Annotated in this window: 11 protein-coding genes; 10 read left to right on the forward strand and 1 reads right to left on the reverse strand. The window is 72.3% G+C overall.

What is annotated here, in order from left to right; translation table 11 throughout:
- Positions 1-53: 53 nt before the first annotated feature.
- The 3 genes from HA039_RS21865 to HA039_RS21875 all read left to right on the forward strand — a co-directional run bounded on the left by HA039_RS21865 (position 54) and on the right by HA039_RS21875 (position 3,739).
- The gene (locus tag HA039_RS21865) at positions 54-2,180 is read left to right on the forward strand and encodes a bifunctional polysaccharide deacetylase/glycosyltransferase family 2 protein (RefSeq protein ID WP_167037345.1); all 2,127 of its coding nucleotides are present in this window, start codon (positions 54-56) and stop codon (positions 2,178-2,180) included.
- Positions 2,177-3,388, forward strand: a complete 1,212-nt coding sequence (locus HA039_RS21870) for an acyltransferase family protein (RefSeq protein ID WP_167032589.1) — start codon at positions 2,177-2,179, stop codon at positions 3,386-3,388. The genes HA039_RS21865 and HA039_RS21870 overlap by 4 nt, the downstream gene beginning before the upstream one ends.
- A 171-nt stretch (positions 3,389-3,559) precedes the next feature.
- A complete protein-coding gene (locus HA039_RS21875) occupies positions 3,560-3,739 on the forward strand; it encodes a hypothetical protein (protein ID WP_167032591.1) in 180 nt (59 codons plus the stop codon).
- A gap of 33 nt (positions 3,740-3,772) precedes the next feature.
- Here the strand turns inward: HA039_RS21875 and HA039_RS21880 are convergent, their stop codons facing one another.
- Positions 3,773-5,311 carry an MFS transporter gene (locus tag HA039_RS21880; protein ID WP_167032593.1) on the reverse strand — a complete coding sequence of 513 codons (1,539 nt, stop codon included), beginning with the start codon at positions 5,309-5,311 and terminating at the stop codon, positions 3,773-3,775.
- A gap of 241 nt (positions 5,312-5,552) precedes the next feature.
- On the opposite strand from HA039_RS21880, the gene HA039_RS21885 reads away from it, so the two are divergent.
- From HA039_RS21885 to HA039_RS21915, 7 genes are all read left to right on the forward strand, one after another.
- Entirely contained in the window at positions 5,553-6,125 is a 573-nt protein-coding gene (locus HA039_RS21885) for a TetR/AcrR family transcriptional regulator (RefSeq protein WP_167032595.1), read from the forward strand.
- Positions 6,126-6,241: 116 nt separating this feature from the next.
- Positions 6,242-7,369 (forward strand): uroporphyrinogen-III synthase, encoded by a 1,128-nt coding sequence (locus tag HA039_RS21890; protein WP_167032597.1) that lies wholly within the window; start codon positions 6,242-6,244, stop codon positions 7,367-7,369.
- Between the two features lie 123 nt (positions 7,370-7,492).
- Entirely contained in the window at positions 7,493-8,092 is a 600-nt protein-coding gene (locus HA039_RS21895) for a CGNR zinc finger domain-containing protein (RefSeq protein WP_167032599.1), read from the forward strand.
- A 119-nt stretch (positions 8,093-8,211) separates the two neighbouring features.
- Positions 8,212-8,838, forward strand: a complete 627-nt coding sequence (locus HA039_RS21900; RefSeq protein ID WP_208298684.1) for a sigma-70 family RNA polymerase sigma factor — start codon at positions 8,212-8,214, stop codon at positions 8,836-8,838.
- Positions 8,835-9,773 (forward strand): zf-HC2 domain-containing protein, encoded by a 939-nt coding sequence (locus HA039_RS21905; protein ID WP_167032601.1) that lies wholly within the window; start codon positions 8,835-8,837, stop codon positions 9,771-9,773. Before HA039_RS21900 ends, HA039_RS21905 begins: the two co-directional genes overlap by 4 nt.
- Positions 9,774-9,835: 62 nt before the next feature.
- On the forward strand, positions 9,836-12,394 hold the full coding sequence (locus HA039_RS21910) for a HelD family protein (RefSeq protein WP_167032602.1): 2,559 nt from the start codon (positions 9,836-9,838) through the stop codon (positions 12,392-12,394).
- A 452-nt stretch (positions 12,395-12,846) separates the two neighbouring features.
- On the forward strand, positions 12,847-14,289 hold the full coding sequence (locus tag HA039_RS21915; RefSeq protein ID WP_167032605.1) for an NAD-dependent malic enzyme: 1,443 nt from the start codon (positions 12,847-12,849) through the stop codon (positions 14,287-14,289).
- Positions 14,290-14,516 lie beyond the last annotated feature (227 nt).

Consider the following 14,516-nt stretch of genomic DNA (forward strand, 5'->3'; position numbering starts at 1 on the left):
AACGCGCCCGCCGCACCGGCAAAGAACGCCGCACCGCCCGCCGCAGGCTGCCCATGCGCTACCTGCTCCCGTGCCTCGTCCTCGTCGCCGTGCTCGCGATGCTCATGCTGCGCGGCTACGTCCACAGCGAGATCCTCGCCGACCACCGCGTCCGCCCCCCGGTCGCCACCGACCAGGTGCCCGACCGGATCCTCGACGGCGGCCCCGTCATCGACGCGCGCTCCGCCTCGCAGCCCGCCAAGTCGCTGAGCATCCCGGACGGCAGGCTGGTCCTGACGTTCGACGACGGCCCCGACCCCGAGTGGACCCCCAAGGTCCTGGACCAGCTGAAGAAGTACCACGCCCACGCCGTCTTCTTCGTGACGGGCACCATGGCCTCGCGCTACCCGGCCCTGGTGAAGCGGATGGTGGACGAGGGCCACGAGGTCGGCCTGCACACCTTCAGCCATCCCGACCTCTCGTACCAGACCAGGACCAGGACCAACTGGGAGCTGACCCAGAATCAGTTGGCGCTGGCGGGCGCCGCCGGCGTCAGGACCTCGCTGTTCCGGCCGCCGTACTCCTCCTTCGCCGACGCCATGGACAACAAGTCCTGGCCGGTCACGCAGTACATCGGGAGCCTCGGCTACATCACCGTCCTCGACAGCGTCGACAGCGAGGACTGGAGGCGGCCCGGCGCCGCGAAGATCGTCGAGGGGGCCACCCCGAAGGGCCGCCAGGGCTCGATCGTGCTGATGCACGACTCCGGCGGCGACCGCTCGCAGACCGTCGAGGCCCTCGGCCGCTACCTGCCCGCCATGCAGGAGCGCGGCTTCCGCCTCGTCAACCTCACCGAGGCGCTCGGGGCGCCCAGCGCGCTCACCCCGGTCACCGGCGCCGACCTGTGGAAGGGCAAGGCCTGGGTCGCGGCGGTCGCCCTCTCGGACAACGTCACCGAGGTCATGGTCGTCGGCCTCGCCGTGATCGGCGTCCTCGTCCTCGTCCGCTTCGGCCTGATGCTGGTGCTGTCCTTCGCGCACGCGCGCAAGGTCCGCCGCCGCGGCTTCCGCTGGGGCGACCCGGTCACCGAACCGGTCAGCGTGCTCGTCCCCGCGTACAACGAACGCGAGTGCATCGCCAACACCGTCCGCTCCCTGATGGAGAGCGGCCATCCCATCGAGGTCGTCGTCATCGACGACGGTTCCACGGACGGGACGGCCGACATCGTCGAGGAGATGTGGCTGCCCAACGTCCATGTCGTACGGCAGGAGAACGCCGGCAAACCGGCCGCGCTCAACAACGGCATCGCGCACGCCCGCCACGACATCATCGTGATGATGGACGGCGACACCGTCTTCGAACCCTCCACCGTGGGCGAGCTGGTGCAGCCCTTCGGCGATCCCCGGGTCGGGGCCGTCGCGGGCAACGCCAAGGTCGGCAACCGCGACACCCTCATCGGCGCCTGGCAGCACATCGAGTACGTGATGGGCTTCAACCTGGACCGGCGGATGTACGACCTGCTGCGCTGCATGCCCACCATCCCCGGCGCGGTCGGCGCGTTCCGCCGCCAGGCCCTGGAGCGGGTCGGCGGGATGAGCGACGACACCCTCGCCGAGGACACCGACATCACCATGGCCCTGCACCGCGACGGCTGGCATGTCGTGTACGCCGAGCGGGCCCGCGCCTGGACCGAGGCGCCCGAGTCCGTCCAGCAGTTGTGGTCCCAGCGCTACCGCTGGAGCTACGGCACGATGCAGGCGATCTGGAAGCACCGCGGGGCCCTGGTCGAACGCGGCCCGTCGGGCCGCTTCGGCCGGGTCGGCCTGCCGCTCGTCTCCCTCTTCATGGTGCTGGCCCCGCTGCTCGCGCCCCTGATCGACGTGTTCCTGCTGTACGGCCTGGTCTTCGGGCCGACGGCGAAGACCGTCGTCGCGTGGCTCGGCGTCCTGCTCGTGCAGGCGGTCTGCGCCGCGTACGCGTTCCGCCTCGACCGGGAACGGATGACGCACCTGATCAGCCTGCCGCTCCAGCAGATCCTCTACCGGCAGCTCATGTACGTCGTGCTGCTCCAGTCCTGGATCACCGCGCTCACCGGCGGCCGGCTGCGCTGGCAGAAGCTGCGCCGTACGGGCGTGGTGGAGGCACCCGGCTCGGTCCCGTCGCCGCGGGGGCGCAGCGAGGAGCGGAGGCCGGTGGCATGAGCGTCCCTTCGGTGGACACCGGGGGCGTACCCCGAGCCCGGCACCGGGCGGCGGCCGCCTCGCCCGGACCGGCGGAGGCCGGTACCGCGCAGGCGGGCCCCGCGGAAGCGGCCCCCGGCCGCGACCGCTACCTCGACCTGCTGCGCGCGATCGCGCTGGTCCGCGTCGTGGTCTTCCACGTCTTCGGGTGGGCCTGGCTGACGATCGTCTTCCCCTCGATGGGGGTGATGTTCGCGCTGGCGGGCTCGTTGATGGCCCGTTCGCTCGCGAAGCGCGCCCCGTGGAGCGTGATCCGGGGGCGGCTGCGCCGGCTGCTGCCGCCCATGTGGGCGTTCGCGGCCGTGGTCGTACCGGTGATCTTCCTGCTGGGCTGGCACCCGGTGCGGGAGGAGGGGCTCTGGGGCCTGGCGAAGCTGGGCAACTACGTCCTGCCGCTGGGCGCCCCGCCGTACCCGGACCCGAGCGGGTCGGCGAGCGGCTGGCTGGAGCAGTCCTGGGCGGACGAGGCGGTGGGACCGCTCTGGTACATCCGCGCGTACGTCTGGTTCGTCCTCGCCTCGCCGCTGCTGCTGTGGGCGTTCCGCAAGGTGCCGTGGGCGACGCTGGCCTTCCCGCTGGTCCTCACCGCCGCGATCGAGACGGGGCTGCTGACGATCCCCGGCGAGACGGGCCTCGCGGTGACCGACTTCGCGGTGTACGGCGCCTGCTGGGTGCTCGGATTCGCCCACCAGGACGGGCTGTTCCGGAGGATCCCGCGCTATCTGACGGTCTCGGTGTCCGTGCTGGTGATGGCCTTCGGCCTGTGGTGGGCGTCGGGCCATCCGGGGCCCGAGGGCTGGAACCTCGACGAGATGCCCCTCACCGAGGCGACCTGGTCGCTCGGCTTCGTGGCGATCCTGCTCCAGTACGCCCCGTCGTGGCGCGAACTCCCGGGCAGGCTGGCCCGGTTCGACCCGCTCGTCACGCTGGCCAACAACCGGGCCGTGACGATCTACCTCTGGCACAACCTGCTGATCATGGCGACGGTCCCGCTGATCGACCAGCTCTGGAACATCCCGGGCATCGACCGGTTCTCGGCCGAACTGGACGCCTCGTACGGGACGCTGTCCCTGATCCTGGTCTGGCCGCTGATCGCCCTGATGATCCTGGCGGTGGGCTGGGTGGAGGACACGGCGGCCCGGCGCCGCCCCCGGCTCTGGCCGGCCTGAGAGGGGGACGACCGGGGGGGCATGCCCCCACTTCGTCCCCCGGTGTCCCCCGTTGGTGTCCTCTGTCGACCCGGTTACGGCCCGCCTCTGCGCGCGCGCCCCGAAACGTAACGATCCTTGTGCGAGGACCGGAACGGACCGGATCGGCGCGAGGGCGGAAGGTACATGCGAATGTCGGAACAAGGCCGCGACCACCCGGGAGCGCGTGAGCGCCTCGTCCCCGGCTGCGACGTCTGCGCCGCCTTGCTCAGGCAGCGGGCCGACGCGCGCCGGGTGGGCGACCACGGCGCGGCGCAGGCGTACGGCCGGGAGCTGGAGAACCACCCGCACCCGGCCGCCGCGCCCCGCTGACGGTTCCGTGAGGCCCCGCCGTCCCGGGCGGCCCTACATGTGGACGGCCTGGACGCCTTCCGGAGCCGGCTGCGGCCGTCCGCCGCGGTACATCACCAGGGCGAGCACCGCGCCGACGGCGAAGATGCCGGCCGACCACCAGTAGGCGGTCGAGTAGCTCTCCAGCTGGGCCTGGGCGAGCGCCGCCGGACTCGGCTTGCGGTCCGACAGGTAGTTCGTCGCCGCGCTCGCGGCCAGCGTGCTCAGCAGCGCGGTGCCGATCGAACCGCCCACCTGCTGCATGGTGTTGACGGTCGCCGAGGCGACCCCCGCGTCCTCCGCGGAGACCCCGGAGGTGGACACGCTCATCGCGGTCGGCATCACCAGGCCGAGTCCGAAGCCGATGACCAGCAGCGGCGGGAGGACGTGGGCCGCGTACGTGCTGCTCATGTCGAGCCCGGTGAGCCACGCCATGCCGACGGCGGCCAGCGCCATGCCCAGCGGGACGATCGGCCGGGGGCCGTACTTCGGCAGCAGGGTGTTGGTGACGAGCGTCGCGGCCACCATCAGGATGCCGATCATCGGCAGGAACGCGAGGCCCGTCTTGACCGGGGTGTAGTGCAGCGAGGACTGGAGGTAGTACGTCAGGAAGAGGAAGACCCCGAACATGCCCGCGCCGGAGATGGCGAGCATCGTGAAGGACGCCCCGCGGTCCCGGTCGAGCAGGACGCGCAGCGGCAGCAGCGGGTGCTTCGACCTGGTCTGCCACCAGGTGAAGGCCGCCAGCAGGACCGCGCCGGCGAGCAGGAAGCCCCAGGTCTCCGGGGAGCTCCAGTCGTGCGTCTCCGCGTTGGAGAAGCCGTAGACCAGTCCGAAGAGGCCGGCGGTGACGAGGACCGTGCCCGGCAGGTCGAGCTTCGGCCGCTCGGCCGGGGCGCCCTTGCGCAGGAAGATCACGCCGCCGATGAACGCGAACACGGCGAAGAAGAGGTTGACGTAGAGCGTCCAGCGCCAGCTGAGGTGCTCGGTGAGCAGGCCGCCGAGCAGCAGGCCGACGCCGCCGCCCGCGCCGCCGATGGCGCCGTAGATGCCGAAGGCCTTGGCGCGCTCCTTGGCCCCGGTGAAGGTCGTGTTGAGCAGCGCCAGCGCGGCCGGCGCGAGCATCGCGCCGAACACGCCCTGGAGGGCGCGGCCGGTGACCAGGACCTCGAAGTTCTGGGCGGCCCCGGCCAGGGCCGAGGCGCCGGCGAAGCCGACGACGCCGATGAGGAAGACGATCCGCCGGCCTATGAGGTCGGCGAGGCGTCCGCCGAGGAGCAGCAGGCTGCCGAAGGCCAGCGCGTACGACGTGACGATCCACTGCCGGTTGTTGTCGTTGAAGCCGAGCGCCTGCTGGGCCGAGGGCAGGGCGATGTTCACGACGGTCGCGTCGAGGACCACCATCAGTTGGGCCAGCGCGATCACGGTCAGCACGAACCAGCGGTGGTTGGCGCGCTCCGGCTTGTCCGTCTCCCGTGCCGTGTCGGGCGGGACCTTGCTCTGCCGGGGAAGGGGATCGCCGACGGACGTGTCGGCGGGGGACTTGGCTGCCATGGGCCGGACTCCTGGAGAGGGACGACAGAGGAGAACGAAACTGTTTCGTACTCAGCCGACCATAGGACCGCCCTGGCCGAAACGCAAAAGATTCACTGCCGGTGGCTACCTCCTCACGCCCCGGATGTGCGACGCTCCCGTTCGCGGAATGTGCGACGCTCCAGGTCGCGGGGGTGGGGCCGGACCGGGGTACGTTTGTAGTGTACGAAACAGTTTCGTTCGTTGGTGGAGGTGGTCGGCCGTGGCAGGCACCAGGCTCAAGCCGGAGCGTGAGGCCGAGATGTACGCGGCGGTGCTCGACCTGTTGCGTGAGCTCGGGTACGACGCGCTGACGATGGACGCCGTCGCCGCCCGTACGCGCTCCAGCAAGGCGACGCTCTACCGCCAGTGGGGGAGCAAGCCCGAGCTGGTGGTCCGGGCGCTGCGGCACAACAAACCCGCCGCGTTCCAGGAGATCGACACCGGGTCGCTGCGCGGGGACTTCCACGCGATGGCCGAGCTGAGCGACGACTGCAAGATGGAGGAGGACGCCGCGCTCATGCGGAGCCTGCTCCACGTCGTGCACGAGAACCCCGACCTGCACCGGGCGCTGCGCGAGCTGCTCGTCGAGCCCGAGATGACGGGGCTCGGCATCCTGCTGCGCCGGGCCGTGGACCGCGGCGAGGTGGCGGCCGACCACCCCGCGTTCCCGTTCGTCACGCACATGCTGGTGGGCGCGTTCGTCGCCCGGCAGCTCATCGAGGACAAGGCCGTCGACCGCGCCTTCCTCTCGGACTACCTCGACGCCGTGGTCCTCCCCGCCCTGGGCGTCTGAGCGCCCGGGGTGCGTACGTAACGGCGGCGAAATGCCCGCGCAGCGGGACCGTCACGCGCCCTTGGCAGGCTCGGCCGCCTCATTCGTGACGGGCGGGACGAGCGGACCCGAGACGCATGGACGGACAGCGGTACGGCCCCCTCGCGGGGTTCACGGTCGGGGTCACCGCCGCCCGGCGCGCCGATGAGCTCGGCGCGCTGCTCCGCGCCCGCGGGGCCGCCGTCCTGCCCGGCCCCGCCCTGCGGATCGTGCCGCCCGCCGAGGACGCCGAACTCCTCTCCGTCACCGACGACCTGATCGCGCGCCCGCCGGACGTGACTGTGGCGACCACCGCCACCGGCTTCCGCGGCTGGGTGGAGGCCGCCGCGGGGTGGGGGCGCGGGGAGCGGCTCCTCGGCCTGCTGCGGGAGGGGGAGTTGCTGGCCCGCGGGCCCCGGGCCAGGGGCGCCGTCCGCGCCGCCGGGCTCGCCGAGGCGTGGTCACCGGCCACCGAGTCGGCGGCCGAGGTGCTGGACCGGCTCCTCGCGGAAGGCGTCGCGGGCCGCAGGATCGCCCTCCAGCTCCACGGCGAACCCCCGCCCGGATTCGCCGGGTCGCTACGGGCCGGGGGCGCCGACGTCGTGGTCGTACCGGTCCACCGGTGGGCGCCCCCGGCGGACCCCGGCCCGGTCGACCGGCTGATCGAGGCCACCGTCACCCGCGCCCTCGACGCCGTCACCTTCACCAGCGCGCCCGCCGCCGCCTCGCTCCTCGCCCGCGCCGGACACGGCGGCCGGCTCCCCGCGCTGGTCGACGCCCTCCGCCACGACGTGCTCGCGGCCTGCGTGGGCCCGGTCACCGCGCTGCCGCTCCAGGCGCACGGCATCGGCACCGTCCGCCCCGAACACGCCCGCCTGGCCCCGCTCGTCCAGCTCCTGTGCGCCGAACTGCCCTCCCGCGCCCGTACGTTGCCGGTCGCCGGACGGCACGTCGAGATACGCGGCCACGCCGTCCTGGTCGACGGCGACCTGCGCCCCGTCCCACCGGCGGGCATGGCCCTCCTGCACGCGCTGACGCGCAGGCCGGGGTGGGTGGTGTCGCGCGGGGAGCTGCTGCGGGCGCTGCCCGGCGCGGGGCGCGACGAGCACGCGGTGGAGACGGCGATGGCCCGCCTCAGGGCATCGCTGGGCGCCCCGAAGCTGATCCACACGGTGGTCAAGCGCGGCTACCGGCTGGCCCTGGACCCGCCGGCCGACCCCGCGTAGGGCGGCGGGTGACATCGAGGCCGCGGCGGTAGCAGGGGTTCCGGACGCGCCTCGGGGCAGGCACTCTGAGAAGGACGGCGCGGCGACGCGCTCACCGGTGAACCCCGAGGCGGTGACAGGCACATGGCGGCGGGCATGGGCTCGTACGAGTGGCGGTTCGACTCAGGACGGGTCTGTCTGGACCTGGTCGCGACCGGGGAACCCGCGCCCAGAGGGGCCGAGCGCGCCGAGCGCCTCGACCGCGCCGAGCGGCTGGAGCGCTGGCTGGTCGGCTCCGGACTCGTACCGGAGGGCACCGCGCTCGTCGCGGTCGACGCCGGCTGGGTCGGGCGGTTCGCGGACCTGCGCGAGGGCATCGACCGGCTCGTGCGCGCCGAGATCGAGGGGCGGGACGCCGGGGGCGCGCTGGAGCGCGTCAACGCGCTGGCCGCCGGGGCGCCGCCCGGGATCAGGGCCGTACGGGACGAGGACGGCGGACTCGTCAGGGTCCTGGCGGGCGAGCCCGGGTGCGACGCGCTTCTCGCGGCCGTCGCCAGGGACGCCGTGGACCTGCTCACCGACCCCGCCGCCAGGTCCCGGCTCCGGCAGTGCGACGGGGACAGCTGCCGGCGGATGTATCTGGACACCTCGCGCGGCCGGCGGCGCCGCTGGTGCTCCAGCGAGGTCTGCGGCAACCGCGAACGGGTCGCCCGCCACCGCCGCAGGGCCGCCGCGCTCCTTTGACACCGCCTTGTCCCTGATACGGGTGGTGCGTCCCCCACCAGGAAGGACAACCGCGAGAAGATTTTTAAACTTTCTCACCCCGCGTTGAGTGAACTCTCCCGTCGTGACCGTAGTGATGCATGAGAAGCAGCCACGAAGTCTCGACCGGGAGGTTCCAGGTGCGCAAGGATGCGGCCGTGGCCGATGAACGTCCTCACCGGGCCCGACACCGGAGCGAGGCACCCCGTACCGACTCTTCAGCACCTGACGAAGAGTTGATGCGCGCCCTCTACCGGGAACACGCCGGACCGCTGCTCGCCTACGTACTGCGCTTGGTCGCGGGCGATCGGCAGCGGGCCGAGGACGTCGTGCAGGAGACGCTCATCCGTGCCTGGAAGAACGCCGGTCAGCTCAACAGGGCGACCGGCTCTGTCCGACCCTGGCTGGTGACGGTCGCCCGGCGTATCGTCATCGACGGACACCGCAGCCGGCAGGCCCGGCCACAAGAGGTCGATCCGTCGCCGCTGGAGGTCATGCCCGCGGAGGACGAGATCGACAAGGCGTTGTGGCTGATGACGCTCTCAGATGCGCTCGATGATTTGACCCCTGCCCACAGGGAAGTGCTCGTGGAGACGTACTTCAAGGGCCGCACGGTCAACGAGGCAGCGGAGACGCTCGGCATACCCAGCGGGACCGTGCGTTCACGTGTGTTCTACGCACTGCGTTCCATGAAGCTCGCGCTGGAGGAGAGGGGGGTCTCGGCATGACCACGCACGATCAGTACGGACCGGGCGACGACAGCGCAGTGCACGAAACCGTCGGCGCGTACGTCCTCGGCGTACTGGACGACGCCGAGGCCACCGCCTTCGAGGAGCATCTGGCCGGCTGCCAGATCTGCGCCGTCCACCTGGAGGAGTTCTCCGGGATGGAACCGATGCTGGCCATGCTCGCGGACGGACCCGGGGCGTTCGGCGCCCCCGGCGCCGGCGGCGGGACGGTCGTGCAGGGCGCCTTCGGACAATCCCCGCCCGGCGCGTCCCCCTTCGGACAGCTCCCCTTCGGACAGGCCGGCGCCCCGGGGCGGCTCGACCCCTTCGCCCAGCTCCCGTCCCCCTCGCGGCAGGCGACGCCCAGCGTCTCCGTGCAGCCGAGCCCGCAGCTCCTCGACCGGCTGGTCGACGAGGTCGCCGCCAAGCGCGCCAAGCGCAAGCGGCGGGGCATGTACCTGGTCGCGGCCGCCGCCGCGCTCATCGTCGGAGGACCCCTCGCGGCCGTGGTCGCGACCTCGGACGACGGCAAGGCGGACAACGTGGCCGTGGGCGAGCCCTCCCCGTCGGCCAACACCGCCAAGGCGGCCTTCGCCGGCCTGCCCGAGAAGGTCACGGCGACCGACCCGACCACCAAGGTCACCGCCACCGTCGCGATGGGCGCCAAGGGCTGGGGCACGGACACGGTGCTGGAGCTCAAGAACCTCAAGGGCCCGGAGAAGTGCAGCCTCATCGCCGTCTCCAAGACCGGCGAGGAGGAGACCACCAGCTCCTGGACGGTCCCGGCGTGGGGGTACGGCATCCCCGACGGGCCGAACGCGGTGTCCAGGGCGCCGCTGTACGTCCACGGCGGTACGGCCATGCAGAGCAAGGACATCGATCACTTCGAGGTCCGGACGTTCGACGGCAAGTCACTGGTGAAGGTCGACGCCTGACATAGCCGCCCCCTTCGCGTACGGTTGACGGCTGCCCGTTGCACGTCACGAAGGGGGCCTCGGTGGCCGCGCAGGATGCCGCTGTTGAATCCGCTGGACCCGCTGTAGATCCCGGACGCGACACGGGGAACGACTCCGTACGCGATCGGGAGATCGGCGTCGAACAGCACCATCTGGACCAGGTGTACCGCCGCCTCGAGGAGAAGATCCACGAGGCGGAGTTCCTGATGAACGACGCCGCCAAACGGGGGCAGGTCGGTACGCCGGGCGCCCTCGCCGAGCGCGACGCGCAGGTCTTCCGCGCCGGGATCCACCTCAACCGGCTCAACAACGAGTTCGAGGACTTCCTCTTCGGGCGGATCGACCTGCTGCCCGGCAAGGACGGCAAGAAGGGCCCGGACGGCGCGTACACCTCGGTCGACCCGGCCGACGACGCCATCAGGACCGACCTGACCGCCGACATCGCCGAGACGCTGCACATCGGCCGGATCGGGGTCCTCGACTCCGACTACTCGCCGCTGGTCATCGACTGGCGGGCGCCCGCCGCCGCGCCGTTCTACCGCGCCACACCCGTCGATCCCGGCAGGGTCGTGCGCCGGCGCGTGATCCGCTCCAAGGGCCGCCGGGTCCTGGGGGTCGAGGACGACCTGATGCGCCCCGAGCTGACCGCCTCCCTGGACGGCGCCGCGCTGGCCGTCATCGGGGACGGCGCGCTGATGGCGGCGCTGGGCCAGGCCCGCAGCCACACCATGCGCGACATCGTCTCCTCCATCCAGGCGGAGCAGGACCTGGTGATCCGCGCCCCCGCCGCCTCCGTCACCGAGGTGTCGGGCGGACCCGGCACGGGAAAGACGGCGGTCGCGCTGCACCGCGCCGCGTACCTGCTCTACCAGGACCGGCGGCGGTACGCGGGCGGCATCCTGATCGTCTCGCCGACCCCGCTCCTCGTCGCGTACACCGAAGGCGTGCTGCCCTCCCTCGGCGAGGAGGGCCAGGTCGCGATCCGCGCGGTCGGCTCCCTGGTCGACGGCGCCGAGGCCACGGCGTACGACGAACCGGCCGTCGCCCGTGTCAAGGGTTCGGCCAGAATGCTGAAGGTGCTGCGTACAGCGGTCAGAGGGGCCCTGGAGCCCTTCCCGGCCCCCGGCAGGTCCACCGGCGCCCCGGGCGGCCCCGGCGGCTCCCAGGGCTCCCCGGCAGGCCGCGGCGGGCGCGACGGCCGAGGGGGCGGCCCGCGGAACGGCCAGCTCGCCTTCGGCGAGGAGGAGGCCACCACCGCCCCGGACACCGCCGGCGGCGACTCCGGGACGGAGGACGCCCCCGCCGCCCCGGCCGTACGGACCGACCTGCTGCGGGTCGTCGCCTTCGGGCGGCGCCTGGAACTGGACGCCGACGAACTGAACCGCGTCCGGCAGTCCGCGCTCAGCGGCACCGCCCCCGTCAACCTGCTGCGCCCCCGCGCCAGGAAGCTCCTCCTGGACGCCCTGTGGTCCCGGTCCGGCGCCGCCGCCCGGGCCGGCGAGTACGCGTCACGCGGTGACGCGGAGCTGGCCGCCGAGCTGCGCGGCGGCTTCGACGAGGACGTCGCGTCCGAGGACAGCTTCCTCGCGTTCCTGGACGCCTGGTGGCCCGAGCTGACCCCGCGCGGGGTGCTCGCCGCCATGGCCGACGAGCGGCGCCTCGGCCGCTGGAGCCGGCGGGTCCTCAACCAGGGCGAGAGCCGCCGGCTGGCCCGTTCGCTCCGGCGGCTGGGCGCCGACGGCAAGGGACCGCTGTCCGTGCACGACGTGGCGCTCCTCGACGAGCTGGAGACCCTCCTCGGCTCGCCGCCGCGTCCCAGGAAGCAGCGCCGCGAGCTCGACCCGCTGGACCAGCTCACCGGTCTGGAGGAGCTGATGCCGCAGCGCGAGGAGACGCAGCGCGAGCGGGCCGAGCGGCTCGCCGCCGAGCGCACCGAGTACGCGCACGTCATCGTCGACGAGGCCCAGGACCTCACCCCGATGCAGTGGCGGATGGTCGGCCGCCGCGGCCGGCACGCCACCTGGACGGTCGTGGGCGACGCCGCGCAGTCGTCCTGGACGGATCCCGACGAGGCGGCCGAGGCCAGGGACGAGGCGCTGGGCAACCGCCCGCGCCGCCGCTTCACCCTGACCGTCAACTACCGCAACCCCGCCGAGATCGCCGAGCTGGCCGCCAAGGTCCTGGCGCTCGCCATGCCCGGGATGGAGTCGCCGTCCGCGGTGCGCTCCACCGGCGTACGCCCGCGCTTCACCGTCGTACGGGACGACCTCGCCGCGACCGTACGGGCCGAGGCGCGCGACCTGCTGGCGCGGGTGGACGGCACGGTCGGCGTGGTCGTGGCCATGAACCGCCGCGAGCAGGCGGCCCGCTGGCTGGCCGAACTGGGGCCGCGCGTGGTGGCGCTGGGCAGCCTGGAGGCCAAGGGCCTGGAGTACGACGCGACGGTGGTGGTCTCCCCGGCGGAGATCGCCGACGAGTCGCCGGCCGGGCTGCGGGTGCTGTACGTGGCGCTCACCCGGGCGACGCAGCAGCTCACGGTCGTGTCGGGGGCCCGGGACGAGCCCGACGCGGACGGGGTGCCGGACCTGCTCAGGGATTGATTCCAGGTCAACTCGTCAGGGGGGAATCACTTTCCGGGGTGGTTTGTTAGCCTGGTCATGGCACCGACTCGATCCAAGCCCCCGGGCCCAACCTTCGTCGCCTAGAGCGACCTCTTGCCGCGAGGCGAGCATGGCGGGTCGGTGCCGCCTTGTTCTTCCTTCACTCCCTGGTCCGTGGCCTCCTCGCAGGCCGCGGACCATTGAGTTCATTGAGTTCTCCGCCGAGTTCCGCGATCGGCTTTCCGTTTGCCGGGCCTTCACCGATGGTTGGTGGGGGCCTGCTTTTCTGGGCGGACCCGCTTGTTACGCTCTCCCGCCTGATGGAAGGCCCCTTCCACCCACGCGGGACCCTCACCGGCCGCGCGCCGGGAGGTGCGACCATCGGTAGGCGTGTCGGGCCCGGGGCTCCGACGCGCGGCAATCTGAGCCAGTGAAAGCAGAGGAACACGGTCATGGCAACGGCGCCAAGCGTCTCGTACTCGATGACGGTCCGGCTGGAGGTCCCCGCGAGCGGGACCGCGGTGTCCCAGCTGACCACGGCCGTGGAATCCTCCGGTGGCTCGGTGACCGGCCTGGACGTGACCGCGTCCGGCCACGAGAAGCTGCGGATCGACGTCACGATCGCGGCGACCTCCACCGGTCACGCGGAACAGATCGTCGAGCAGCTGCGCGGCATCGAGGGTGTCACCCTCGGCAAGGTCTCCGACCGTACGTTCCTGATGCACCTCGGCGGCAAGATCGAGATGCAGTCCAAGCATCCCATCCGCAACCGTGACGATCTCTCGATGATCTACACCCCGGGCGTCGCCCGGGTCTGCATGGCGATCGCCAGGAACCCCGAGGACGCCCGCCGCCTCACCATCAAGCGCAACTCCGTCGCGGTCGTCACCGACGGCTCCGCGGTGCTGGGCCTGGGCAACATCGGCCCGATGGCCGCGCTGCCCGTGATGGAGGGCAAGGCCGCCCTGTTCAAGCGCTTCGCCGGCATCGACGCCTGGCCGATCTGCCTGGACACGCAGGACACCGACGCCATCGTCGAGATCGTCAAGGCCATCGCCCCCGGCTTCGCGGGCATCAACCTGGAGGACATCTCGGCGCCCCGCTGCTTCGAGATCGAGGCGCGGCTGCGCGAGGCGCTGGACATCCCGGTCTTCCACGACGACCAGCACGGCACGGCGATCGTGGTGCAGGCCGCGCTGACCAACGCGCTGCGCGTGGTCGGCAAGGGCATCGGTGACGTACGGGTCGTCATGTCCGGCGCGGGCGCGGCCGGTACGGCCATCCTCAAGCTGCTGATCGCGGCTGGCGTCAAGCACGCCGTCGTCGCCGACATCCACGGCGTCGTGCACGCGGGCCGCGAGGACCTGGTCGAGGCCGACGCCGAGTCGCCGCTGCGCTGGATCGCCGACAACACCAACCCGGAGGGTGTCACCGGCACGCTCAAGGAGGCCGTCGTCGGCGCGGACGTGTTCATCGGCGTCTCGGCCCCGAACGTGCTGGACGGCGACGACGTCAAGGCGATGGCCGACAAGGCGATCGTCTTCGCGCTCGCGAATCCGGACCCGGAGGTGGACCCGGCGATCGCCCGCGAGTCGGCGGCCGTGGTGGCCACGGGACGCTCCGACTTCCCCAACCAGATCAACAACGTGCTGGTCTTCCCCGGCGTCTTCCGCGGCCTCCTGGACGCGCAGTCGCGGACGGTCAACACGGACATGATGCTGGCCGCGGCGACCGCCCTGGCGGACGTCGTCACCGAGGACGAGCTGAACCCGAACTACATCGTGCCGTCGGTCTTCAACGACAAGGTCGCGTCGTCGGTCGCCGGCGCCGTGCGGGACGCCGCGAAGGCGGCCGGGGTGACGGTGTCGCCCTCCGCGTCGGCCACGTCCGTCTGAGGCACGTCACCACGGTCCGCCCTGTGCCCGGCGCGTCGCGATTCGCCGGGCGTCACGGCCCCCTCTAGGGTGGCGGACCATGGGCCCCGCCGCTCCAGTGAGGTTTTCAGGGCCTCCGGGGGGCCCAGAGGGCTCCCAAGGCTCCAAGGAGTCTCCACAGAGTCGACGGAACGTCACGACGACGAGGCAGTGGCGCTTTTCGTGTGACTCCGGAGGGTGCCGGATTG

Source organism: Streptomyces liangshanensis, assembly GCF_011694815.1.
In the GTDB taxonomy this organism is placed as follows: Bacteria; Actinomycetota; Actinomycetes; order Streptomycetales; family Streptomycetaceae; genus Streptomyces; species Streptomyces liangshanensis.